Source organism: Terrabacter sp. 2TAF16 (assembly GCF_052115065.1).
Taxonomy (GTDB): Bacteria; Actinomycetota; Actinomycetes; order Actinomycetales; family Dermatophilaceae; genus Terrabacter.
This window is the reverse complement of record NZ_JBFRFZ010000010.1, coordinates 110,018-130,406: the sequence shown is the minus strand read 5'-3', so window position 1 is coordinate 130,406 and position 20,389 is coordinate 110,018. Positions and strand designations below refer to the sequence as shown.

Below are 20,389 nucleotides of genomic sequence, written 5' to 3'. Positions count from 1 at the left end.
GTGCGGCTCTACCTCGTGCGGCACGGCCAGACCCACGCCAACGTCGCCCGTCAGCTCGACACGGCCGTCCCCGGCCTCGACCTCACCGACGAGGGCCGGGCTCAGGCGCGGGCCCTCGCCGATCGCCTCGGCGGCGAGGACCTCGGCGCGATCTACACCTCGGACCTCGTGCGCACCCAGCAGACCGCGGCGCCGCTCGCCGAGATGCTCGGTCTCGAGATGGTCGTGCTGCCCGGGCTGCGCGAGATCCAGGCCGGCGACTACGAGATGTCGACCGAGTGGCAGCCCTACATCGACGCGGTCATCCGCTGGCGCGACGAGCCCGACCACACGATCCCCGGCGGCGACAGCGGTGCCGGCTTCATGGAGCGCTACGACGCGGCGATCGCGCGCATCGCCGCCGACGGCCACGAGTCCGCCCTCGCCGTGAGCCACGGGGCCGCCATGCGCGTGTGGTGCTCGGCCGCGCTCAGCCTGCCGGCCGACTTCTTCGACGGTCGCAGGCTCGACAACGCGCACGTCGTGACGATGGAGGGTGACCCCGAGGCCGGGTGGCGCCTGCTCGCGTGGGGTGACGAACCGGTCACGCATGGCTGAGGCGCGGCCTGCCCTCGCCCCCGGCCGGTGGCGCTGGGCCGGTGCCGTCGCCGGCGTCGTGCTCGCGGTCGCCTCGTGGGGCTCGGGTGCCCTGCCGCGGCTCAACACCGGGGTGCTCTGGCCGGGCGTCGCCTGGTGGACGCCGAAGGGTGGCTCACCCCTGCTCGCCACCGTCGCGGTCCTCGCGATGGGCCTGCTCGTCCTCGCCTGGTGGCGACTCCGTGACGCCGACGTGTCGGTGCGCTGGTGGTGGGTGACGATCGCCCTGTGGTTCGCGCCGCTCGTCGGCGCGATGCCGCTCTACAGCCGCGACCTCTACTCCTACGCCGCCCAGGGTCTGCTCTGGGACCAGGGCCTCAGCCCCTACGACCACGTCGTCCGTGAGCTCGACTCGCCGTGGCGCGCCTCGACGGCGCCGACCTGGCTCGACAGCCCGACACCCTACGGACCCGTCTGGCTGCTCCTCGCCCGGGCCGTCGCGTCGGTCTCGGGTGAGCTGTGGGTCGCCCTCCTGTTGCTCCGCCTGCTCGCCGTGGCCGGGGTCGTCGTCATGGCCTGGGCCGTGCCCGACGTCGCCCGCCGGATCGGCTGGTCACCGGTCCGGGCGCTCTGGCTCGGCGTCGCGGTGCCGCTCGTCGGCGCGCACTTCGTCGGAGGAGCCCACAACGACGCCCTCATGGTGGCCGCGGCGCTCGGCGGACTCGCCCTGGCGCTGCGTGGGCGGTTCGTCCTCGCCTGCGTCGTCGTCGCGCTCGGGGCCATGGTCAAGGTCACCGCCGTCATCGCGCTGCCGTTCGTCGTCATCCTCTGGGCCCGCCACGTCGCGACCGCACGTGCCCCGGGGACGGACGGCACGGCATACGCCCGCTGGGGTGACGTCGTGCGCGCGGGCGCCCTGACGGTGCTGTGCTCGGGTGTCCCCCTGGCGCTCGGGGGCGTCGTGACCGGGCTCGGGTTCTCGTGGCTCAACCCGACGGGGACCCCGGGCAAGAACGAGCAGTGGACCTCCCTGCCGACCTCGATCGGTATCGCCGTCGGTGCCGTGGGGCACCTGCTCGGCCACGACGCGTGGCGCGACACGGGCATCGCGGTCGCGCGGGCCGTGGGACTCGTCGTGCTGGCCCTGCTCCTCGCGCTCGTCTGGCTCGCGGCGCTCAAGCCCGCGGACACCCGCGGCCTGGCTGCGGAGGATGCAGCGGCCGAGCCGCTCCTGCGACCGGTGCGCGGCATCGCCTGGGCCATGCTCGCCGTCGTCGTGCTCGCCCCGGTCTTCCTCGGCTGGTACTACCTCTGGGCACTCCCGTTCTTCGCGGTGTCGCTCGGAGTCCTCTGGCAGGAGCGGCTCGAACGGCCCCTCGCCGTCGTCGCCTCGGTCGTCTGCTTCGCGACGCTCCCCGAGGGCTACAGCCTCGGCCTCACGACGACGGCCGTCGGCGTCCCGGTCGCGCTCGTCGTCCTCGTGCTGCTGCTGCGGCGCGGCCTGCGCACCGCCCGCCGCACCGACTGGCGCCACCTGCTCGACCTCGACCGGCCCCTCGTCCGACGCTGAGGCCGCCGGGTCACGGATCGGCGACAGTTGCCGGGGTCCCTGACGGCACCGGGCCCGGTGCCGGACACTGTCCCGGTGAGTGACTCCGGCTTCGTCGACGAGGCCCCCATCGGCGCCCCTGACGGCGCCCCTGACGGCGCTGACCCGGCGCGGGCCGCACGGAGGCGACGGCGTCCGGGCCCGGCGGCCATCGTCCTCGGCGTGCTCCTCGTCGGCCTCGTCGCCTTCGGTGGCTGGGCCTGGTCGAGCCGCGTCCACGCCGACGACGTCACCGCCTACGAGTCGCTCGCGCGCGAGGTCGACGTGCTCGACCGCTCCATCGTTCCGCTCGGGCACAGCGAGCTGCCGCCGTGCCGCGAGGGCGTCGACGGGCGCATCACCCGCACCTACCCGCCCTCGACCGGGCCGCAGGCCGCCGAGCTCGTCGGCTACCTCGAGCAGTCGGGCTGGACCATCCGGCCGGCCGCCCCGCCGACGTTCGCCCACCTGACGCGCAGCGCGTCGGGGCACACGCTGACCATCGACGTGGTCGCGGCGACCGAGTCCTCGCTCGTCGAGTCGCTCACGGCGACGAGCCCGGCCGGTGGCTTCGGCTGCCTCCTGCGCTGACCGCCAGACCGCCGCCCCACTCGAGTGAGCGCCCCGCCCCACTCGAGTGAGCGCTCAGTCACACTCGAGTGGCCGCGTCGTCACACGCCCCCCACGACGGACCGTGACCGATGCGTGATCCACCGCACGGGTCACATGGTGGGAATGACGCGGTCGACGGCATACGGCGGTGGGACGCTGGTCCACATGCGCGCGGTGACCCAGAGCAAGAAGCTGCAGAACGTCTGTTACGAGATCCGTGGTCCCGTGCTGGCCGAGGCCAAGCGGCTCGAGGACGAGGGGCACCGCATCCTCAAGCTCAACATCGGCAACCCGGCACCGTTCGGCTTCGAGGCGCCGGAGGACATCCTCGTCGACGTGATCCAGGAGCTGCCGACGGCGCAGGGCTACAGCGACAGCAAGGGCATCCTCTCGGCCCGGCGCGCCGTCAAGCAGCACTACGAGGTCCGCGACTTCCCGCCGGTCGGCGTCGAGGACATCTACCTCGGCAACGGGGTCAGCGAGCTCATCGTCATGGCGATGCAGGGCCTGCTCGACAACGGCGACGAGGTGCTGATCCCGGCCCCCGACTACCCGCTGTGGACCGCGGCCGCGAGCCTCGCCGGCGGCAACGCCGTCCACTACGTCTGCGACGAGCAGGCCGGGTGGGCGCCCGACCTCGACGACATCCGCAGCAAGATCACCGACCGCACGCGCGCGATCGTCGTCATCAACCCCAACAACCCGACGGGCGCCGTCTACCCGCGCGAGGTCCTCGAGGCCATCGCGCAGCTCGCCCGCGAGCACGAGCTGATCATCATGGCGGACGAGATCTACGACAAGATCCTCTACGACGGCGCGACGCACACCTCGATCGCGGCCCTCGCGCCCGACCTGCTCTGCCTGACCTTCAACGGCCTCTCCAAGGCCTACCGCGTCGCCGGATTCCGGTCGGGCTGGCTCGTCATCACCGGGCCCAAGGAGCACGCGCGCAACTACCTCGAGGGCCTCGACATCCTCGCCAACATGCGCCTGTGCGCCAACGTCCCGGCGCAGCACGCGATCCAGGTGGCGCTCGGCGGCTACCAGTCGATCAACGAGCTGATCCTGCCCGGCGGCCGCCTGCTCGAGCAGCGCAACGTCGCCTGGGAGATGCTCAACGAGATCCCGGGCGTGTCGGTGACCAAGCCCGAGGGGGCGCTCTACCTCTTCCCGCGGCTCGACCCCAAGGTCCACGACATCCGCGACGACGAGCGCTTCGCCCTCGACCTGCTGCGCGACCAGAAGATGCTCATCGTGCACGGCACCGGCTTCAACTGGGCGACGCCCGACCACTTCCGGCTCGTCTTCCTGCCGCGCGTCGAGGACCTCGAGGACGCCGTCGGACGCCTCGAGAAGTTCCTCTCGACGTACTCCCAGTAGGCGGGTCGGGTCAGCGGGAGGTGGCCCACCACTTGAGGAGCAGGGCGAGCACGACGCCCCACACGACGGTGAGCAGCAGGCTGATGCCGGCGGCCAGCAGCGCGGGTCGGCGTCCGCCCGGCTCGCGGCGCACGAGGCTGATCCCGGCGAGCGCCAGGCCGAGCAGCTGTGGCAGGAAGACGAACCCGAACACGACGGCCGACAGCGACGCGACGACCGCACCCCGGGCGATCGGCGCCTCGGCGGCCAGCCGCGCGGACGCGGCGTCGCGGGGACGATCGGGCTCGCTCACGCGTTCAGGGTAACGATGAACTCGAAGACACCGGCGCACGCTCCGCGGCCGTATGCCGTCCGCTCGGCACTGCGCGGGACGCTCGCTGCCGGGGCCGGCGTCGTGGTCGTCCTGTCCCTCGCCGCCTGTGGCGGGTCGGACCCGACGCTCGGCGACCTGCCGGCGGGGGTCGCAGACGCTCGGCCGAGCATCTCGGCGGAGGAGGCGCAGTTCGTCCTCGCCGCGCAGAAGCTCGGGGCGTCGGTGACGGGCGCCACCGTCGACGACGACATCGAGACCGGGACGACGACGTGCTGGGCCCTGAAGAACGGCGGCGTCGAGCTGGCCCAGATCGCGGTCGACGACGGCGACAAGCCGCTCGGCAACACCGGGGACGCGCTGCGCACGAAGCAGCTGATGGCCGCCGGCGTGCAGGCGTTCTGCCCCGACTACGACGACCAGGTCTCCGAGCTGAAGCTGCCCTGAGAGCGGGCCGCGAGGCCGTCCTCGGGTCGGGCTCAGGTCGGCCCGGATCGTCAGATCCAGCCGGGCGGGGCCGGCACGACGATGCCGACGATGCCGGGCAGGCTCCCGGCCCGACCCAGGTCGACGACCGGCCCCGACGTGGACCGCGCCGCGATCTCCCGGCACTCGATGCCGATGCACCAGCGTGGCACGCGGCCGTCCTGCTCGAGACGGACGGCCATGAAGAGGGTGCTCGCCATGAGCCGGCCCGAGCGGGTGTCCTTGAGCGCGGGGTCCTGGTAGACGACGACGGTCGGCGGGGCGGTCCCGGTCGGGTGCGCCGTTGCGGCCTCGGCCATCGCGGCATACTGCCGGCGCGTGTCCTGGTGCCTGCCGATGTCGGCGCGCCACGCCAGGACCCCGCACACGGCGAGCACCGCGAGCAGGGCCGTCGCGACGCGTGCGGTCGGCGGTGTCCCGGGCTGCGTCGTGGGCGCTGGTCCGACGTGCGCAACGGGGCGCGCACTCCGGTCGACGAGGAGCAGCGCGACGGCCAGCACCGCTGCGAACCACGTCCACAGCTGGCCGCGGGCCTCGGTGACGAGGCCGCTCGCGAGGGTCTGCGCGGCGTCGACGCCGCACGCGACGGCGAGGGCGAGAAGGAGACGCTGCAGCCGGGGGCGGACGACCGGGTCCCCCCAGCCGAGGGCGACGGCGACGACGGCGACGAGTGCGACCCACCAGTGCGCAGCCCAGAGCGAGCCCGCGGCCGACAGCCACCGACCGGCGTTGACGCCGAGGGCATCGAGCGAGGTCAACGGGTTGGCCTGACGCCAGGCGGCGACCTCGATGCCGAAGTGCCCGTTGACGACCCAGTTGAGCGCGTAGGCCACCGCGACACCAGCGGCGAACCCGGCGGCCCAGCCGGCGACGACGAGAAGCACCTTGCGCCACGGGGCGTCCCGTAGCGACACGACGGCGAGGACGAGCAGCGCGAGGGCGATCGGCGGATAGGTGAGCACGGAGGCGATGCCGCTCAGGACGAGCCAGGCCGCGAGCCACCGCCCCGAGCGAGCGGCTCGGGGCAGGAGCCAGACCGCCCCGGCGGCCACGAGGGCCGAGGGCGTCAACGCCCCGGGCCAGTAGAGCAGCTGGACCCAGACCGGCGAGGCGAAGAGCGCCACGCCGAGGAGAGCGTCGCCGGCGGGTCGCGGGCGCACCCCGGTCCGGTGGAGCAGCCGCCAGATGCCCGCCACGAGCAGCGCGTAGGCGGCGGCATACGTCAGCGCGGCGGTCGTGACGGTGCCGTGCTGCCCGACGAGCCACCACCAGCCGGAGTTGAGCCAGCGCCCCTCGCTCACGTTGTAGTACGACGGGGGGACCGCTCCCGGAGAGCCCTCGGGCAGCAGGAACGCCCAGTCGTCCTGGCGGATGAAGGGAGTGACCGCCTGAGCGACCCCCTCGGTTTCGAGGAACGCGGCGGCGATGACGGCGACGACGCGCAGGCGCACGCCGAGCCGCGGCGTGGCGCCCGGCAGGCGCACACCTCGGCCTTCGGAGGCGGGGGCGATGGTCTCGGTCGACATGGTGGTGGCGCTCACGGGGGTCGGGACGACACGGACCTGCCGTCGGTGTCGGTGATCCATAGGTACCCAAAGAGTGCCTCCCCCGCATCCGGTGCCCGCCTCGCAGACGCTCGCAGGGGCGGGCCCGGACCGCGCGTCCCGGAATACGGCGGCCCGGCCGGCCCGTTGGCACCCACGTGAGTCCTGCCCCGAGAGCCCAGCTGAACATCCTCGATCTCGTCCCCGTCCTCGACGGTGGCACGGCCGGTGAGGCCATCGCCTCGACGGTCGACATCGCGAGGCACGCCGAGAAGTGGGGCTACCAGCGCTACTGGATGGCCGAGCACCACAACATGCGCGGGGTCGCGTCGAGCTCGACAGCCGTGCTCATCGGCCACGTCGCCGACCAGACCGAGACGATCCGCGTCGGCGCCGGCGGCATCATGCTGCCGAACCACGCGCCGTACGTCGTCGCCGAGCAGTTCGGCACGCTCGCCACGATCCACCCGGGCCGCATCGACCTCGGGCTCGGCCGCGCCCCGGGCACCGACCCCTTCACGACCCGCGCGCTACGGCGCAACGAGGCCGCTGCGATGAACTTCGCCGGCGAGGTCGAGGAGCTCATCGGCTACCTCGGCGACCCGGACCCCGACGCCAAGGTCCGCGCCATCCCCGGTGAAGGCACCCGCGTGCCGATCTGGATCCTCGGGTCGAGCCACGGCGGCGCCCAGGTGGCCGCAGCCCTCGGCCTGCCCTACTCCTTCGCCTCGCACTTCGCGCCGGCCGCGCTGATGAGCGCGCTCGAGGTCTACCGCTCCCGCTTCACGCCGTCGACAGAGCCAGGCGGCCTCGATGCCCCCCGCTCGATGGCCGGCGTCAACGTCATGGTCGCTGACACGACGGCTGAGGCCGAGCGGCTCTTCACGAGCGTCCTCCAGCGCTTCCACGGCATCGTCACCGGCCGACGGGCCGGGCTGCCCGAGCCGGAGGGGGACATCGCGAGCCTCATGGCGCAGTGGTCTCCGGCCGAGCGCCAGGCCGTGAGCGAGATGACCCGGGTCTCGCTCGTCGGCACGCCCGACGAGGTGCGCGACGGTCTCGCCGGCTTCGTCGAGGCCACGGGCGTCGACGAGGTCATCGTCACGTGCGGCGCCCACGACCACGAGGCACGGCTGCGCTCCTACGAGCTGCTCGCCGACGCCTGGCTCTGAGCGCCGGACGCGACGAGCCGCCACCCCCGACGTCTGAGAGGCTTGCACCATGACCGAGAGCACGGCCGAGAGCACGACCGCGAGAGACCCGAAGGACCTGCGCCGCGTCACCCTGACCCGCGACAGCGTCGGCCACTACACGGCCCGCAACGACCGCGGCGGCTCGATCACGTTGAGCTCCGGCACCGAGGAGCTCTCGCCGGTTGAGCTGCTCCTCGCCGGCATCGCCGGCTGCACCGCGGTCGACGTCGACACCGTGACGACGCGACGCGCCGAGCCCGAGCAGTTCGAGATCGAGGTGACGGCCGACAAGGTCAAGGACGAGCACGGCAACCACCTCCAGGACATCGAGGTGCGCTTCCGGGTGCGCTTCCCCGAGGGTGACGGCGGCGACGCGGCGCGCGAGATGCTGCCCAAGCTCGTCAAGCGCTCGCACGACGAGTGGTGCACCGTGAGCCGCACCGTCGAGCTCGGGCAGCAGGTCACGACCACCGTCGAGTGACCGAGACCCGCCGTCCCCGAGGGGCGTATGCCGTCAGGCGTGGTGGGCGGCGTCGAGCCACTCGATGGGGTCGCCCCACCCGAGCCGGCTGACCCCGTGCTTGTCGAGCGCGCGCACCGCGAGGGTGCGCCGGTGCGCCGCGAACGTCAGGACGTGCGCGACCATCGCGCCGTAGGAGCAGACGTAGGGCGGGTCGCACGACGCGTCGACGAAGACGTCGTCGAGCCGACCTTCGTCGATCGCGTCGCGCACGTGGCCGAGGAAGACGGGTGCGGCGTCGGCGAGACGGCGGCGCGCCGACGTCAGCGACTCGTGCTCCTCGACGGAGAAGTCGTAGTCGCGGCTCGCCATCGTCGCGTTCCACATCGCCATCTGGCCGACGAGCCGGCTGATGATGCGACGCAGGGTCGACGGGTCGGGATCGTCGTCGACGTTGATGACGATCGGCTCGTCGAGCTGTTCGTCGGCGAGCTGGCCGGCGCACTCGATGAGCTGGCCGGTCAGCCAGATGTGGTGCTCGACCATCCTCTGCACGAGGTCCATGGCAGTGACCTTTCGCTGGGCCGGGAGGCGTATGCCGCCGGGCGGGTGGAAGTGGATGTCGTTGGCCGCCTCGAGACGGATCGTCCCCGGACGTCCGCGCCACGCGCTCGGCGTCGTGCCGTAGGCGCGACGGAACGCCCGGGTGAACGCCTCGTGCGAGCCGTAGCCCGCCTCGACGGCGACGTCGAGGACGGAGAGGCGGCTCGCCGCGAGGCGGTAGGCGGAACGCTCGAGCAGCACCCTGCGGCGCAGGGAGCTCGGCGCCTCGCCTGCGCCCGCACTGACGATGCGGTCGAGGTGGAACCGTGACAGGTGCAGCCGGCCCGCGATCTGCTCGCCGGTCAGGTCGGGCTCGTCGAGGGTGTCGACGAGCACGTCCAGCCAGGCGCTGAAGGTGTCACGGGAGCCGGTCACGTCACGATCCTGCGCGACCCGGCCCCACGCGTACTTGATCGGGTTTGCTCTGTCGGCAAGGCCGCCCGCTCAGGGGTAGACGACGACCTTGTCACCGATGCGCACCGCGAAGAAGAGCGCCTTGACCTGCGCGTGGTCGGCGATGTTGACGCAGCCGTGGCTCGCGCTGGCGTAGCCGAGCCGCGCGAAGTTCGACGAGTAGTGCACGGCCTGGCCGCCGGAGAAGAACATCGAGTAGGGCATCGGCGTGAAGTAGAGGTTGGAGATGACGTACTCGTACTTCCGGGAGACGCTGAAGGTGCCCTCGCGCGTCTCCTTGCCGGGACGACCGAAGCGCGCCCACATGGCCGTGAGCGGCTTGCCGTTCACGACCCACGTCAGGGTGCGGGTCGACTTGTCGACGCACATGACCCGGCCCGTGCGGCAGCGCTTGTCGAGCGAGGAGAGCGTCGGCACGAGCGGGCGCAGGCCCGCGTAGTAGCGGTGCTGGTCGAAGCTGCCGGGCGTGTAGGTCAGGGCCCGCAGGCGCGCCCACGTGCGGCTGTCGACGACACCCGACTGCGGCACGTCGTAGGCGCGCTGGAAGGCGAGCACCTTCTGGCCGAGCGTCCAGCCGTAGGTGCCGGAGAACGCATACGGCCACAGGCCCTTGGCGCCGAGGCGTCGCTGGAGCTCGCGGACGTTGGCGGCGGCCGTCGTGCGGCCGAGCACGACCGGGGACGTCGACATCGAGACGAGCCGGCTCCACGTGCGCTGGTCGAGCACCCCGGACTGGGGGAGGTTCTGGTCGCGCTGGAAGGTGAGCACCCTCTGGCCGAGGGTCCAGCCGTAGTAGCCGGACACGGCGTAGGACCAGTAGGACGCCTTGACGGCACGCAGGCGCGACTGGAGGTCCTTGACGGCGTAGCCGGACGAGCCCTCCTTGAGACGGGTCGTGGTCGCGGTGAGGGCGACGAGTCGGCTCCAGGTGCGCTGGTCGACGACGCCGGTGCGAGGGAGTGACTGGTCGATCTGGAAGGCGAGGACCTTCTGGCCGAGCGTCCAGCCGTAGTAGCCGGAGACGGCATACGTCCAGTACGACGCCTTGACGAGGCGCAGGCGCACCTGGAGGTCCTTGACCTTCCAGCCGGAGCTGCCGGCAGCGATGACGACGGGGCTCGGTGCGGGCGGCGGCGGGGTCGTCGTCGTGGGGCTCGACGTCGTCGTGGTCGACGTCGTGGTGGACGGCGTCGTCGTGGTCGTCGTCGTGCTGCTGGAGGTCGTGGTCGTCGTGGCGTCGGCGACGGTGCTTCCCCCGGTCGATCCCGTCGAGCCCGTGGACGTCGAGGCGCCGGGCGGTGTCGGCGTGCCGGTCAGGTCGTCGGCGCGGGCGGCCGGAGCCGTCACGGCGAGTGCGAAGACCGCGAGCGTGGCAGCGACGCTGCCCACGGTGCGATTCCTGTCCATGCGGATGGTCCTCATGGTGTCCCCTGGTGTCCTGACCGCGCGACGGCGGGTGTGAGTCGGCGCGATCGCGCCCTTCATTGTGGCAGGCCAACCGGGCTTTGGCGCGGCGTGCCGACACCTCCCCAGACGCGTCGGCGCGCCGAAAGGTTGTCGCGGTCCGGCGACCGGTCGGGAGGGGAGGGGGTCAGGCTCCCGGGAGGCGGCGGACCGTGAGGATCTGCTCGGCGCGACCGACGGGGCCGCGCTCGTCGTGCAACGTCGTCGAGGTCAGCCCGAGACCTGTCGGGCCCATCGTCACCCGGGTGTCGAAACCGACCCACCCGCGGACCGGCTCGCGGAACAGGTGCACGCTGAGGTCGACGTTGGGGAACATCCACTCCCGCGGCGAGACGCGCACGGCTATGCCGTTGGCGGTGTCGGCGAGGCGCACGAGATCGGCTGTGGGAGAGCAGGTCTCGCCGTCGACGAGGGGGTTGAGGGCGCGGATCCAGGCCCGGGTCCGGCCCGGGCGACGCTCGGCGTCGACCCGGAACTCGAGCCCCTCGATGTAGCCGCCCTCCCAGGTGTCGGCCCCCTCCCAGGGGCGCATCTCGTCGGGCCGGGGGATCGGCTCGAGCTCCACGCCGGCCACGGGCTCGGAGTCGTGGGCGGCGAGCCTCCACGCGTGGGCGCGCACGACGGGGCGGTCGTCGACGAGCATCGTCGCCTCGACGAGCTCGATGGTGCGACCGGGGCGCGTCGTGCGCACCTCGACCCGGCTCGGTCGCGCCGGGATCATGCCGAGGATGTCGAAGGAGATGCGCGCCAGCTGCATCCCCTCGCGTGGCTCGTGGAGGTCGATCTCGTGGGCGAGGATGCCGCTGACTGGAGCCATGTGCTGCTCGTCGTCGCGCCAGGCGCCCTGCACGTGCACGGTCGGGGCGTAGCGGCCATGGTCCAGCCGGCGGTAGAAGGCCGGGGTGTCGCGGTCGAGCTCGAAGCCGGTGCTGTCGCGGGTCTCGCTGGTCACCCGCCCACCCTAGGTGTCGGTGCGTGCCGCTCAGACCGCGCCGTCGGAGAGGCCGAGCCCGAGGTCGACCATGCGGACGAGGCGCGGCGCGAGCTCGTCGACGGCGCCGGGCGGCAGGTCGCGCAGCGGGCCCTCGAGGGCGAGCATCGCCATGCCGTGGACGGCCGACCACGCGAGCAGCTCGGCACCGGGACGCTCGTCGTCGGACATGACGCCGGCGTCGACCATGGCGTCGAGGGAGTCGGCGAGCAGCTGGAAGGGGGTGCGCCCGCCCGTGCCGGCCGCGTCCGGGGAGGCGGCCCGGCTGAGGTCGACCGGCACGGCGAAGGCCGCGCGGAACAGGCCCGGCTCGTCCATGGCGAAGCGCAGGTAGCCGACGCCGACGGCCCGGAAGCGGGCACGCGCCCGCTGGCCCGTCTCGAGGTCGTCGGGCACGGCGTCCATCGTGGCGCCGATGACGTCAGCGGCACGCGCCTGGGCGCGGGAGACGACCTCGCCCAGCAGCGCGTCACGGTCGGCGAAGTGGCGGTATGCCGCATTGGCTGAGACCCCGACGCGGCGCGTCGCCTCGCGCAGGACGACCTTGTCGGGCCCGCCCTCGCGGGCGAGGTCGGTGCCCGCCTCGAGCAGGGCCCGGCGCAGGTCACCGTGGTGGTACGTCGCCCGCGCCGGCGGGGTGCCCGACGGGTCGGGTGCCGTGCCGGGTGCCGGGTCGGCGTCGAAGGCGGCGGACGTGCTCACAGCCCCATCATGCTCCGGGGCGTCCCGGCGGGCCTCACCCGGCTGCGGGATGGGACGGGGGTGTCGCGAGGCCGCGCTGGGTCAGCACGGTGCGGAGCAGGTCGGGGCGGTTGGTGATGAGACCGTCGACGCCGAGGTCGACGAGATGACCCATGTCGTCCTCGTCGTCGACGGTCCACGGCACCACGGCGAGCCCCGCGGCGTGCGCCGAGCGGACGAGCGCGGCATCGACGGGGAGGTCCTCCCGCGGCGACAGGGCGACGACACCGGCGAGGCGGGAGGCGGCGCCCACGACGTCGCCGCCCACGTCGTCGATGTCGATGCCGCCCAGCCACGGGGACGCGCCCTCCTTGCCCCGCTCGAGCCGCTCGGGGGAGACGAGGGCGACGAGCCGGGCGCGGGGCGCGATGCGGTGGACCGCGGTCAGGCTCGCCCAGTCGAACGACTGGATCGTCGCCCGGCCCGCGACGCCGCCCTCGTCGAGCACCGCCCACACCTTCGCCGCGTACTCGGCGCGCGGCACGGTGAGCCCGAGGTCGTCCGCCTGCACCTTGATCTCGACGTTGAGCCCGACGTCGTCGGCACCGCGCTCGCGCAGCAGGTCGACGACCTCGCGGAGCTCGGGCACCGTCGCGCCGGACACGGCGCGCTGGTCCGGGTGGTCGGGGGTCGGTTGGTAGCCGCAGTCGAGCGTGCGCACCTGCGCGAGCGTCAGGAGCCGGAAGGGCTTGCCGGAGTAGGGAAAGAGGTCGTCGGACGGGCCCGCGGGCGACGTGTCGCGACACGTGTCGGGGTTGACCCGGTTGTCGTGGGCGACGACGACGGCACCGTCACGGGTGACCTGCGCGTCGAGCTCGAGGGTCGTGACGCCGATGTCGAGCGCGCGCGAGAAGGCCTCCAGCGTGTTCTCCGACGTCAGGTCCGCGCCGCCGCGGTGCGCCTGGAGGTCGAAGGTGCGGGCCAGTCTGGTCGGGGCGTCCGCGGGAGCCCCTCCGCCGCCCGCGCAGCCGGCCACGCCGAGAACGAGGGCAAGGACGATCCCGCCGCCGAGCGCCGTCACGGCACCCGGACGCGGCACCCCTCGCACGTCCACCACGTCGTCAGAAACCGAAGCGCCGGGCCGTCGCACGCACGGCATCCGCGGACGCCCGCAGGCCCGACAGCTCGGCGGAGGTCATCGGCACCTCGACCCGGTCGCCGACGCCGCCGGCGTGGACGATCGCCGGCACCGACAGGCAGACGTCGCTGATGCCGTAGTAGCTGTCGAGCAGCGACGAGACGGGCAGGATGCGGCGCTCGTCGTAGAGGACCGCCTCGATGATGCGCGTGGCGGCGAGGCCGATCGCGTAGTTCGTCGCGCCCTTGCCCTCGATGACGCGGTAGGCCGACTGCACGACGTCGGTCGCGATGCGGTCGCGGGCCTCCTCGTCGAGCGCGATGCGTCCGTCCGACGTGCGCCACTGCAGGAGCGGCACGGAGCCGATGGTCGCGGACGACCACAGCGGCAGCTCGGAGTCTCCGTGCTCGCCGATGACGTACGCGTGGACGCTCTGGGCTGCGACGCCCGTGTGCCCGGCGAGGAGGAAGCGCAGCCGCGACGAGTCGAGGACCGTGCCCGATCCGAAGAGCCGCTCGGCCGGCAGCCCGGACACCTGGAGCGCGGCATACGTCACGACGTCGACGGGGTTGGTCACCATGACGTGCACGGCGTCGGGAGCGACCTCGACGAGCCGCGGCAGGATCGCCCGCATGATGCCGATCGTCGACTCGGCGAGGTCGAGCCGGGACTGCCCGGGCTTCTGCTTGGCCCCCGCCGTGAAGACGATGACGTCGGAGTCGGCCAGCACCTCGACGTCGTCGGAGCCGTCGACGTGAGCCATCGGGACGAACTGGATGCCGTGGCTGAGGTCGAGCGCCTCGGCGCGCACCTTGGCGCTGTTGACGTCGAAGAGCGCGACGTTCTGGGCGACACCACGCATCAACGCGGCATACGCCAGCGTGGCGCCGACGGCGCCGGCCCCGACGATCCCGAGCTTCGTCGTGCGGCGGCGGGTGCTGCCTGCCGGTGTCTCCACGGTCATCGTCGGTCCTCCGTCGCTCGTGCACGTCGTCGCTGCGAGTGTGTCAGCCTGACGGCATGACTGGTGAGGGACCGCGGCTCGTCCTCGTCGTCGGGCTGCCCGGCGCGGGCAAGACGACGCTGGCGAGGCGTCTCGAGACCGAGCGTCCCGCCGTGCGGATGAGCCCCGACGAGTGGCTGCGAGACCTGCGCATCGACCCGCTCGACGGCACCTTCCGAGACCTGCTCGAGCACCGGCTCTGGGACGACACCCAACGGCTCCTGCGCCTCGGCGTGAGCGTCGTGCTCGAGTACGGGCTCTGGGCCGAGGCGGAGCGTGAGGAGAAGCGCGTCGCGGCCCGGGCCCTCGGCGTCGGGGTCGAGCTGCACGTGCTCGACCTGCCCGTCGAGGAGCTCTGGGCGCGGATCGAGCGTCGCAACCGCGACGGGTCCCCCGGCTCCGTGCCGATCACGCGCGCGCAGCTCGACGCCTACCTGCCGTGGTGGCACGCCCCGTCCGAGGAGGAGCGGTCCCGCTACGACGCCCCTCCGGGCTCCTGACGCGTGTCGAGGGTCGGTGGCCGCCACGCGTGTGACGATGGGGTCGTGGACCTGCCCGTGGATGCCGTCCCGTCGCTGGACGGCTATCCCGTGGCGCCCCCGCCGCTGCGCCCGCCCGTCGTCTTCGACCAGGTCTGGCGTGACCTGACGTTCGTCCACTGGCCCGTCGACCCGGGCTCCGTGCGCCACCTCTTTCCTGCGGGCACGCGCCCGGACGTCTTCGCCGACGGGCGCACGTACGTCGCGCTCGTCCCCTTCGTCATGGACGGCATGCGGCTCGGTCGGGCGCCCTCACCTCGGCTGCCCTGGCTCGGCAGCTTCCTCGAGACGAACATCCGGCTCTACTCCGTCGACGACGCCGGGCGGCACGGGGTGCTCTTCCGCTCGCTCGAGACCGAGCGCGCCCTCGTCGTCCTCGGCGCTCGCGCCGGCCTCGGGATCCCCTACACGTGGGCCCGGATGCGGCTGCGCCGCGACGGTGACGTCGTCACCTACACGAGCCGGCGCCGAGCCCCGGCCCGCGGACTGCGCAGCCACCTCACGGTCCGCGTCGGTGAGCCGGTCGAGCCGACGCCGCTCGAGACCTGGCTCACGGCCCGCTGGGGCGCCCACACCCGCGTCGCCCGGCGCACGCTCTGGGTGCCCAACGAGCACGGGCCGTGGCCGTTGTATGCCGCCGACGTCGTCGAGCTCGCCGACGACCTTCTCGGGGCGAGCGGTGTCACCCCGGCCGGGCCGCGGCTGCGCGCGTTGTGGTCACCCGGAGTGGCCACGCGGTTCGGTCGCCCGGCCCGGGTGGCGTGACGCCCGGGCCGTGACGGCTCAGGCGAAGAGCTCGCGGAGGCACTCGCCGAACATCGTCGTGTGCGCCTCGACGTCGGCGGTGGTCGTGGCCGGGCTCATCAGCGCCATGTTGTGGAAGGGCGTCAGGAGGATCCCGCGGTTGAGGGCGTAGAGGTGGAGGTACTGCTGCAGCTCGAAGTCGTCGGCGTCGTGCGCCTCCTGGCCGTCGTGCGAGGGTCGGCCTGAGAAGTTGTACTCCGCCCGCGCGCCGAGCCGCGTGACGTGCCAGTCGGCGCCGACCGCGTCGATGCCGGCCTGCACCCCGTCGGCCCATGCGTCGGCGAGCGGCACCATGTGCTCGAACGCCTCGGCGGTCATGACCTGCTCGAGCGTGGCCTTCATGGCTGCCATCGACAACCCGTTGCCGGCGAGCGTGCCGCCGATGCCGCCCACGTCGATGTCCTCGAGCTCGATGGATCGAGCGATGCGGTCGGCGATGTCCCGGGTGAAACCGAAGGTGCCGCAGGGGATGCCGCCACCGATGGACTTGCCGATGACGAGCAGGTCGGGATCGAGACCGTGGGCGCCGGTGTAGCCGCCGGGGCCCGCGCAGATCGTGTGCGTCTCGTCGTTGACGAGCAGTGCGCCGTAGCGGGTGGCGAGCTCGCGCACGCCCTCGTTGTAGCCGGGGTCGGGCAGCACGATGCCGATGTTGGTCAGGGCCGGCTCGACGAGGATCGCCGCGACGTCGCCGTGGGCCAGGGCGCGCTCGAGCGCCTCGAGGTCGTTGAACTCGACGACCCGCGTCGTCTCCGACGTGTCGACCGGGGCGCCGATGTTGCTGCGCCGGTCGACCGTCGAGCCGTCCGGGCCCACCGTCGCGAAGGCCTCGTCGACGGAGCCGTGGTAGCACCAGTTGTGGACGACGACCTTGCTGCGACGGGTGAGGTGGCGGGCGTAGCGGATCGCGTGGCGGTTGGCGTCCGTGGCGGTGAGGGTGAACTGCCAGTAGGGCAGACCGAATCGCTCGGCGAGACCGGCCGAGACCGCGATGGCGTCCTCGGTGGGCAGCATCGTCGTGATCCCGCGGGAGAGCTGACGGGTCACTGCCTCGACCGTCGGCGCGGGGGAGTGCCCCATCATCGCCCCCGTGTCACCGAGGCAGAGGTCGACGTGGTCGATGCCGTCGACGCACGTGAAGTGCGCCCCCTCGGCGTGCTCGACGAAGACCGGGAAGTCGCCCGGCCACTTGACCATCCAGCTCATCGGGACACCGCCGGGCATGTGCGCGGCCGCCTGCTCGGCCAGGGTCCGGGAGCGTGGCCGCGCCCCGGAGAAGGCTGTCCGCTCTCGGGCGTGCAGCTCGGCGAGACGGGCGCGGTCCACGGTGCTCATGCCCGCATCATGCCCCGCCGAGCGACGCGGCGGAAGTGATGGCCCAAACCTCGCCGGACCGCGGATTCCGTAGGCGTTGGAAGGGGATTCAAGCGAAAAGGCACAGGTTCCCAAGGGCTTGCGGAGGGCCCGGGAGGTGGCATGATCCCGCCCATGCCCCCGAGCGGTTACCGCGGCCTCAGCCTCTGGCACGACACGATCGACGACATCGAGCCGCGCCCCTCGCTCGACACCGACATCGACGTGGACGTCGCCGTCGTCGGGGCCGGCTACACGGGCCTGTGGACGGCCTACCACCTCGTCGCTGCCGACCCGACGATCCGGGTCGCCGTCATCGAGAAGGAGGTGGCCGGCTTCGGCGCCTCGGGCCGCAACGGTGGCTGGTGCTCGGCCCTCTTCCCCGCGTCGCTCAAGAGGATGGCCGCCGAGCGCGGGCGCGACGCGGCGGTGCGGATGCAGCACCTGCTCCACGACACGGTCGCCGACGTCGGCAGGATCGCCGACGCGGAGGGCATCGACTGCCACTTCGAGCAGGGTGGCTACCTCTCCGTCGCGCGCAACCCGGCCCAGCTCGAACGGGTCCGCGAGGAGGTCGCCGACCATCGCGAGTGGGGCTTCGGCGAGGACGACCACCGTCTCCTCGACGCGCACGAGGTCACCGCGGTCGCCGGCGTCAGCGACGCGCTCGGCGGCTCGTTCACCCCACACTGTGCCGCCATCCACCCGGCGCTGCTCGTCCGCGGGCTCGCCGACGCCGTCGAGCGCCGCGGCGTCGTCGTCCACGAGCGCACGACGGCCGTCGACGTGCGCAGCCGACGGGTCGTCACGCCGCACGGCACGGTGCGTGCCGAGCACGTCGTGCTCGCGACCGAGGGCTACACGCCGACCGTCGCGGGCCGCCGCCGCGCCATCGCACCGATCTACTCGCTCATGACCGCGACGGAGCCGCTGCCCGACGACACCTGGGCGCAGATCGGCCTCGACAAGCGCACGACCTTCGCCGACAACCGGCACCTGACGATCTACGGCCAGCGCACCCGGGACGGACGGATCGCCTTCGGCGGCAGGGGCGCTCCCTACCACTACGCGTCCAAGGTCTCCCCGCTCTACGACCGCGACGAGCGCGTCCACGCAGCCCTGCGCCGGATCCTCCTCGAGCTCTTCCCCGTCCTCGACGGCGTCACCTTCACGCATGCCTGGGGCGGCAACCTCGGCGTGCCGCGCGACTGGTTCCCATCGGTCCGTCACGACCGCCACACCGGGCTTGCCTTCGCGGGCGGCTACGTCGGGGACGGCGTGGCCACCTCGGCGCTCGCGGGCCGCACGCTGGCCGCGATGATCCGCGGCGACGACCCCGAGGGCCTGGCGACGCTGCCCTGGGCGGGGCGCACATCGCGCGACTGGGAGCCCGAGCCGCTGCGCTGGCTCGGCGTTAACGCCGTCACCGCGCTCATGACCTCGGCCGACTGGTCGGAGCGCCGCACCGGCCGCCCCTCCCGGGCCGCCTCGGCCTTCTGGACGGCGCTCGGCCAGTAGGGCCGGCGGTCCGCATGCCGAGTGCCGTGCCGCCGCGTTGGTCGGCTCAGGCGCGGTGCGCGGTGTAGGCGCCGTCCGTCAGCACCGGCACGAGCGACGACGCATCGAGCTCGGCCGCGACCGCCACGTCGTCGGGCCAGCCCTGCTCGACGAGCTCGAGCCCGCTCGCGCACGCGTGCAGGGCCTCGTCGACCCGGTGCTCCACGGCGAGCCACGCCGCGCCGGCGGCCTCGGCCTCGGGGCTGAGCAGGAGGGGTCCGCCTCGGTGCTCGAGGAGGCCGGCCAGGGCGGCGACGACCGCTCCCGCACCCCACAGGTCCTCGACGGCCGGGCGCAGGGACCCGTCGGGCCAGCGCTCACCGGCCGGGACGACGAGGACCGCCGGCTGCGACGCCGGACCGTGATAGCGCCGGGACGCGTCGAGCCAGTCGACGATCCAGCCAGCCACCGCAGCGCGGTTGCGCAGCGAGGCCGCCACGACGTCGGCCCCGGCGCCGGCCAGCACGGCGGTGGTCGTCGAGCCGTTGGGCGAGGGCAGGACGAGGTCGCCCAGCGGTCCGGCCGCTCGGATCGAGGCCGGGGACAGGCTGACCCCGCCGTCGACGCGGGCCTCGGACCGACCTCGGGCGAGCGTCGCGCCGATCCCGTCGGCGAAGGCCCGGGCCGACCCGTCCTTCCAGCGGTAGGGGTGCACCCGGACGCCCGCGTCGACGGCGACGGACACGCACGTCGTGAAGCTGAGGACGTCGACGACGACCGCGCACACGGGCGAGCCCGCGGCGACGGCATACGCCGTCTGGGCCTCGGCGGCGCCGGGTCCCCAGTCGAGTCGGACGACGTGCCGGTCCTGCGCGTGCCACGGCTGCATGGCACCAACCTAGGGGTGGCTCAGCCGCCGAACGCCTGGGTCCAGTACGTGCCGTAGGTGCCGCCCGTCGCGTAGCCGACGCCGAGGTCCCGGTAGGCGCAGTCGAGGATGTTCGCCCGGTGCCCGGGACTCGCCATCCAGGCACGCATGACCTCCTTGGCGCTCGTCTGGCCGGCCGCGATGTTCTCGGCGATGGCGCCGCCGTCGTAGCCCGCGGCGCGGATCCGCTGGGCGAAGGTCACCCCGTCGGGGCTCGTGTGCGAGAAGTAGTCGCGGCTCGCCATGTCGTCGCTGTGACCCTGCGCGGCGCGTCGGAGGCCGACGTTCGCCGACACCGGGCCGCAGCGCGCGCGGGAGCGCTCGACGTTGACGAGGGCCACGACCTGCCGGGCGACGCCGGCCCGTTCCGGCGGCGCCGGCCTCGTCGAGGGCGCTGGACCGATCGGGCTCGGGCCGGCCGTCCCCGACGGCTGCGGGGAGGAGGTCGGAGCCGGCTGCTGGGCGGTGACGAGAGGAGCCGGGGCGCGGGTGGTGAGCGAGGGCTGGGGTGACGACGTCGACGTCGATGGTGTCGTCGGCGAGGTCGAGGGCGTGCGTCCGGGCTCGGTGGCGTCGGCGACGCGGCTGCTCGGGGTGACCACCGGCACCGAGGGCGTGGAGGGCGTCGACCGGTGGCCGGGACGCAGCCCACCGGACTCGTGGAGGATCGCGAAGCCGCCCATGACGAGCAGTGCGGACACCGTCAGGGTCACCACCGCGGCGCGCCGCGACCCCATGGCCGCGGGATCGGTGTGCCGTCCCATGTGCGCCTTTCGTCGTCCAGCGAGCGGTACCTTACGCGCCCCGCGGCTGCGGGTGGACGAT

At 73.2% G+C, this 20,389-nt stretch carries 21 protein-coding genes; 10 read left to right on the top strand and 11 right to left on the bottom strand.

Translation table 11 applies throughout. The annotated features are described in order from the left end of the window. The 4 genes from AB4Z14_RS16365 to AB4Z14_RS16350 all read left to right on the top strand — a co-directional run bounded on the left by AB4Z14_RS16365 (position 1) and on the right by AB4Z14_RS16350 (position 4,156). On the top strand, positions 1–597 hold the full coding sequence (locus AB4Z14_RS16365; RefSeq protein ID WP_056822682.1) for a histidine phosphatase family protein: 597 nt from the start codon (positions 1–3) through the stop codon (positions 595–597). Then, positions 590–2,146: a polyprenol phosphomannose-dependent alpha 1,6 mannosyltransferase MptB gene (gene mptB / locus AB4Z14_RS16360; RefSeq protein ID WP_442276120.1), complete on the top strand. Its 1,557-nt coding sequence runs from the start codon at positions 590–592 to the stop codon at positions 2,144–2,146. Before AB4Z14_RS16365 ends, mptB begins: the two co-directional genes overlap by 8 nt. Positions 2,147–2,221: 75 nt before the next feature. After that, positions 2,222–2,755, top strand: coding sequence for a hypothetical protein (locus AB4Z14_RS16355; RefSeq protein ID WP_442276119.1), 534 nt, complete (start codon positions 2,222–2,224; stop codon positions 2,753–2,755). 186 nt (positions 2,756–2,941) lie between these two features. Further along, entirely contained in the window at positions 2,942–4,156 is a 1,215-nt protein-coding gene (locus AB4Z14_RS16350) for a pyridoxal phosphate-dependent aminotransferase (RefSeq protein WP_442276118.1), read from the top strand. Positions 4,157–4,166: 10 nt separating this feature from the next. Here AB4Z14_RS16350 and AB4Z14_RS16345 read toward each other — a convergent pair whose 3' ends face one another. Next, complete coding sequence (locus tag AB4Z14_RS16345; RefSeq protein WP_442276117.1) at positions 4,167–4,448, bottom strand: hypothetical protein; 282 nt, start codon at positions 4,446–4,448, stop codon at positions 4,167–4,169. Between the two features lie 15 nt (positions 4,449–4,463). Here AB4Z14_RS16345 and AB4Z14_RS16340 point away from each other — a divergent pair, with 15 nt between their 5' ends. Then, entirely contained in the window at positions 4,464–4,913 is a 450-nt protein-coding gene (locus AB4Z14_RS16340; protein ID WP_442276116.1) for a hypothetical protein, read from the top strand. Positions 4,914–4,963: 50 nt separating this feature from the next. Here AB4Z14_RS16340 and AB4Z14_RS16335 read toward each other — a convergent pair whose 3' ends face one another. Further along, on the bottom strand, positions 4,964–6,478 hold the full coding sequence (locus AB4Z14_RS16335; protein ID WP_442276115.1) for a hypothetical protein: 1,515 nt from the start codon (positions 6,476–6,478) through the stop codon (positions 4,964–4,966). A gap of 176 nt (positions 6,479–6,654) precedes the next feature. Here AB4Z14_RS16335 and AB4Z14_RS16330 point away from each other — a divergent pair, with 176 nt between their 5' ends. Both AB4Z14_RS16330 and AB4Z14_RS16325 read left to right on the top strand, forming a co-directional pair. Continuing rightward, positions 6,655–7,668, top strand: coding sequence for an LLM class flavin-dependent oxidoreductase (locus AB4Z14_RS16330; RefSeq protein WP_442276114.1), 1,014 nt, complete (start codon positions 6,655–6,657; stop codon positions 7,666–7,668). A 49-nt stretch (positions 7,669–7,717) separates the two neighbouring features. Then, on the top strand, positions 7,718–8,170 hold the full coding sequence (locus AB4Z14_RS16325; protein WP_442276113.1) for an OsmC family protein: 453 nt from the start codon (positions 7,718–7,720) through the stop codon (positions 8,168–8,170). A 33-nt stretch (positions 8,171–8,203) separates the two neighbouring features. On the opposite strand, the gene AB4Z14_RS16320 is transcribed toward AB4Z14_RS16325, so the two are convergent. The 6 genes from AB4Z14_RS16320 to AB4Z14_RS16295 form a co-directional block, all read right to left on the bottom strand. Beyond that, positions 8,204–9,127 (bottom strand): helix-turn-helix transcriptional regulator, encoded by a 924-nt coding sequence (locus AB4Z14_RS16320; RefSeq protein ID WP_442276112.1) that lies wholly within the window; start codon positions 9,125–9,127, stop codon positions 8,204–8,206. 69 nt (positions 9,128–9,196) lie between these two features. Beyond that, the gene (locus AB4Z14_RS16315; protein WP_442276111.1) at positions 9,197–10,573 is read right to left on the bottom strand and encodes a L,D-transpeptidase family protein; all 1,377 of its coding nucleotides are present in this window, start codon (positions 10,571–10,573) and stop codon (positions 9,197–9,199) included. 184 nt (positions 10,574–10,757) lie between these two features. Continuing rightward, positions 10,758–11,582, bottom strand: a complete 825-nt coding sequence (locus tag AB4Z14_RS16310) for a thioesterase family protein (RefSeq protein ID WP_442276110.1) — start codon at positions 11,580–11,582, stop codon at positions 10,758–10,760. A 30-nt stretch (positions 11,583–11,612) separates the two neighbouring features. Further along, positions 11,613–12,323: a TetR/AcrR family transcriptional regulator gene (locus tag AB4Z14_RS16305; RefSeq protein WP_056772195.1), complete on the bottom strand. Its 711-nt coding sequence runs from the start codon at positions 12,321–12,323 to the stop codon at positions 11,613–11,615. A 34-nt stretch (positions 12,324–12,357) separates the two neighbouring features. Beyond that, positions 12,358–13,410, bottom strand: a complete 1,053-nt coding sequence (locus tag AB4Z14_RS16300; RefSeq protein WP_442276109.1) for a glycerophosphodiester phosphodiesterase family protein — start codon at positions 13,408–13,410, stop codon at positions 12,358–12,360. A gap of 13 nt (positions 13,411–13,423) precedes the next feature. After that, positions 13,424–14,404 (bottom strand): L-lactate dehydrogenase, encoded by a 981-nt coding sequence (locus tag AB4Z14_RS16295; protein ID WP_442276108.1) that lies wholly within the window; start codon positions 14,402–14,404, stop codon positions 13,424–13,426. Between the two features lie 56 nt (positions 14,405–14,460). Here AB4Z14_RS16295 and AB4Z14_RS16290 point away from each other — a divergent pair, with 56 nt between their 5' ends. Both AB4Z14_RS16290 and AB4Z14_RS16285 read left to right on the top strand, forming a co-directional pair. Next, complete coding sequence (locus AB4Z14_RS16290) at positions 14,461–14,943, top strand: AAA family ATPase (protein WP_442276107.1); 483 nt, start codon at positions 14,461–14,463, stop codon at positions 14,941–14,943. A 45-nt stretch (positions 14,944–14,988) separates the two neighbouring features. After that, positions 14,989–15,747, top strand: coding sequence for a YqjF family protein (locus AB4Z14_RS16285; RefSeq protein WP_442276106.1), 759 nt, complete (start codon positions 14,989–14,991; stop codon positions 15,745–15,747). Between the two features lie 18 nt (positions 15,748–15,765). Here the strand turns inward: AB4Z14_RS16285 and AB4Z14_RS16280 are convergent, their stop codons facing one another. Then, a complete protein-coding gene (locus tag AB4Z14_RS16280) occupies positions 15,766–17,121 on the bottom strand; it encodes an aspartate aminotransferase family protein (protein ID WP_442276105.1) in 1,356 nt (451 codons plus the stop codon). A 153-nt stretch (positions 17,122–17,274) separates the two neighbouring features. On the opposite strand from AB4Z14_RS16280, the gene AB4Z14_RS16275 reads away from it, so the two are divergent. Beyond that, complete coding sequence (locus tag AB4Z14_RS16275) at positions 17,275–18,657, top strand: NAD(P)/FAD-dependent oxidoreductase (protein ID WP_442276104.1); 1,383 nt, start codon at positions 17,275–17,277, stop codon at positions 18,655–18,657. A 46-nt stretch (positions 18,658–18,703) separates the two neighbouring features. On the opposite strand, the gene AB4Z14_RS16270 is transcribed toward AB4Z14_RS16275, so the two are convergent. Then, a complete protein-coding gene (locus tag AB4Z14_RS16270) occupies positions 18,704–19,525 on the bottom strand; it encodes a 2-phosphosulfolactate phosphatase (RefSeq protein WP_442276103.1) in 822 nt (273 codons plus the stop codon). 20 nt (positions 19,526–19,545) lie between these two features. Further along, a complete protein-coding gene (locus AB4Z14_RS16265; RefSeq protein WP_442276102.1) occupies positions 19,546–20,328 on the bottom strand; it encodes a CAP domain-containing protein in 783 nt (260 codons plus the stop codon). Between the last annotated feature and the right edge of the window lie 61 nt (positions 20,329–20,389).

Coding starts and splice junctions, on each gene's coding strand:
- AB4Z14_RS16335 (WP_442276115.1), bottom strand. CDS start 6,478: ATGTCGACCGAGACCATCGCCCCCGCCTCCGAAGGCCGAGGTGTGCGC.
- AB4Z14_RS16275 (WP_442276104.1), top strand. CDS start 17,275: ATGCCCCCGAGCGGTTACCGCGGCCTCAGCCTCTGGCACGACACGATC.
- AB4Z14_RS16350 (WP_442276118.1), top strand. CDS start 2,942: ATGCGCGCGGTGACCCAGAGCAAGAAGCTGCAGAACGTCTGTTACGAG.
- AB4Z14_RS16325 (WP_442276113.1), top strand. CDS start 7,718: ATGACCGAGAGCACGGCCGAGAGCACGACCGCGAGAGACCCGAAGGAC.
- AB4Z14_RS16315 (WP_442276111.1), bottom strand. CDS start 10,573: ATGGACAGGAATCGCACCGTGGGCAGCGTCGCTGCCACGCTCGCGGTC.
- AB4Z14_RS16270 (WP_442276103.1), bottom strand. CDS start 19,525: ATGCAGCCGTGGCACGCGCAGGACCGGCACGTCGTCCGACTCGACTGG.
- AB4Z14_RS16265 (WP_442276102.1), bottom strand. CDS start 20,328: ATGGGACGGCACACCGATCCCGCGGCCATGGGGTCGCGGCGCGCCGCG.
- AB4Z14_RS16340 (WP_442276116.1), top strand. CDS start 4,464: ATGAACTCGAAGACACCGGCGCACGCTCCGCGGCCGTATGCCGTCCGC.
- mptB (WP_442276120.1), top strand. CDS start 590: ATGGCTGAGGCGCGGCCTGCCCTCGCCCCCGGCCGGTGGCGCTGGGCC.
- AB4Z14_RS16280 (WP_442276105.1), bottom strand. CDS start 17,121: ATGAGCACCGTGGACCGCGCCCGTCTCGCCGAGCTGCACGCCCGAGAG.
- AB4Z14_RS16295 (WP_442276108.1), bottom strand. CDS start 14,404: ATGACCGTGGAGACACCGGCAGGCAGCACCCGCCGCCGCACGACGAAG.
- AB4Z14_RS16290 (WP_442276107.1), top strand. CDS start 14,461: ATGACTGGTGAGGGACCGCGGCTCGTCCTCGTCGTCGGGCTGCCCGGC.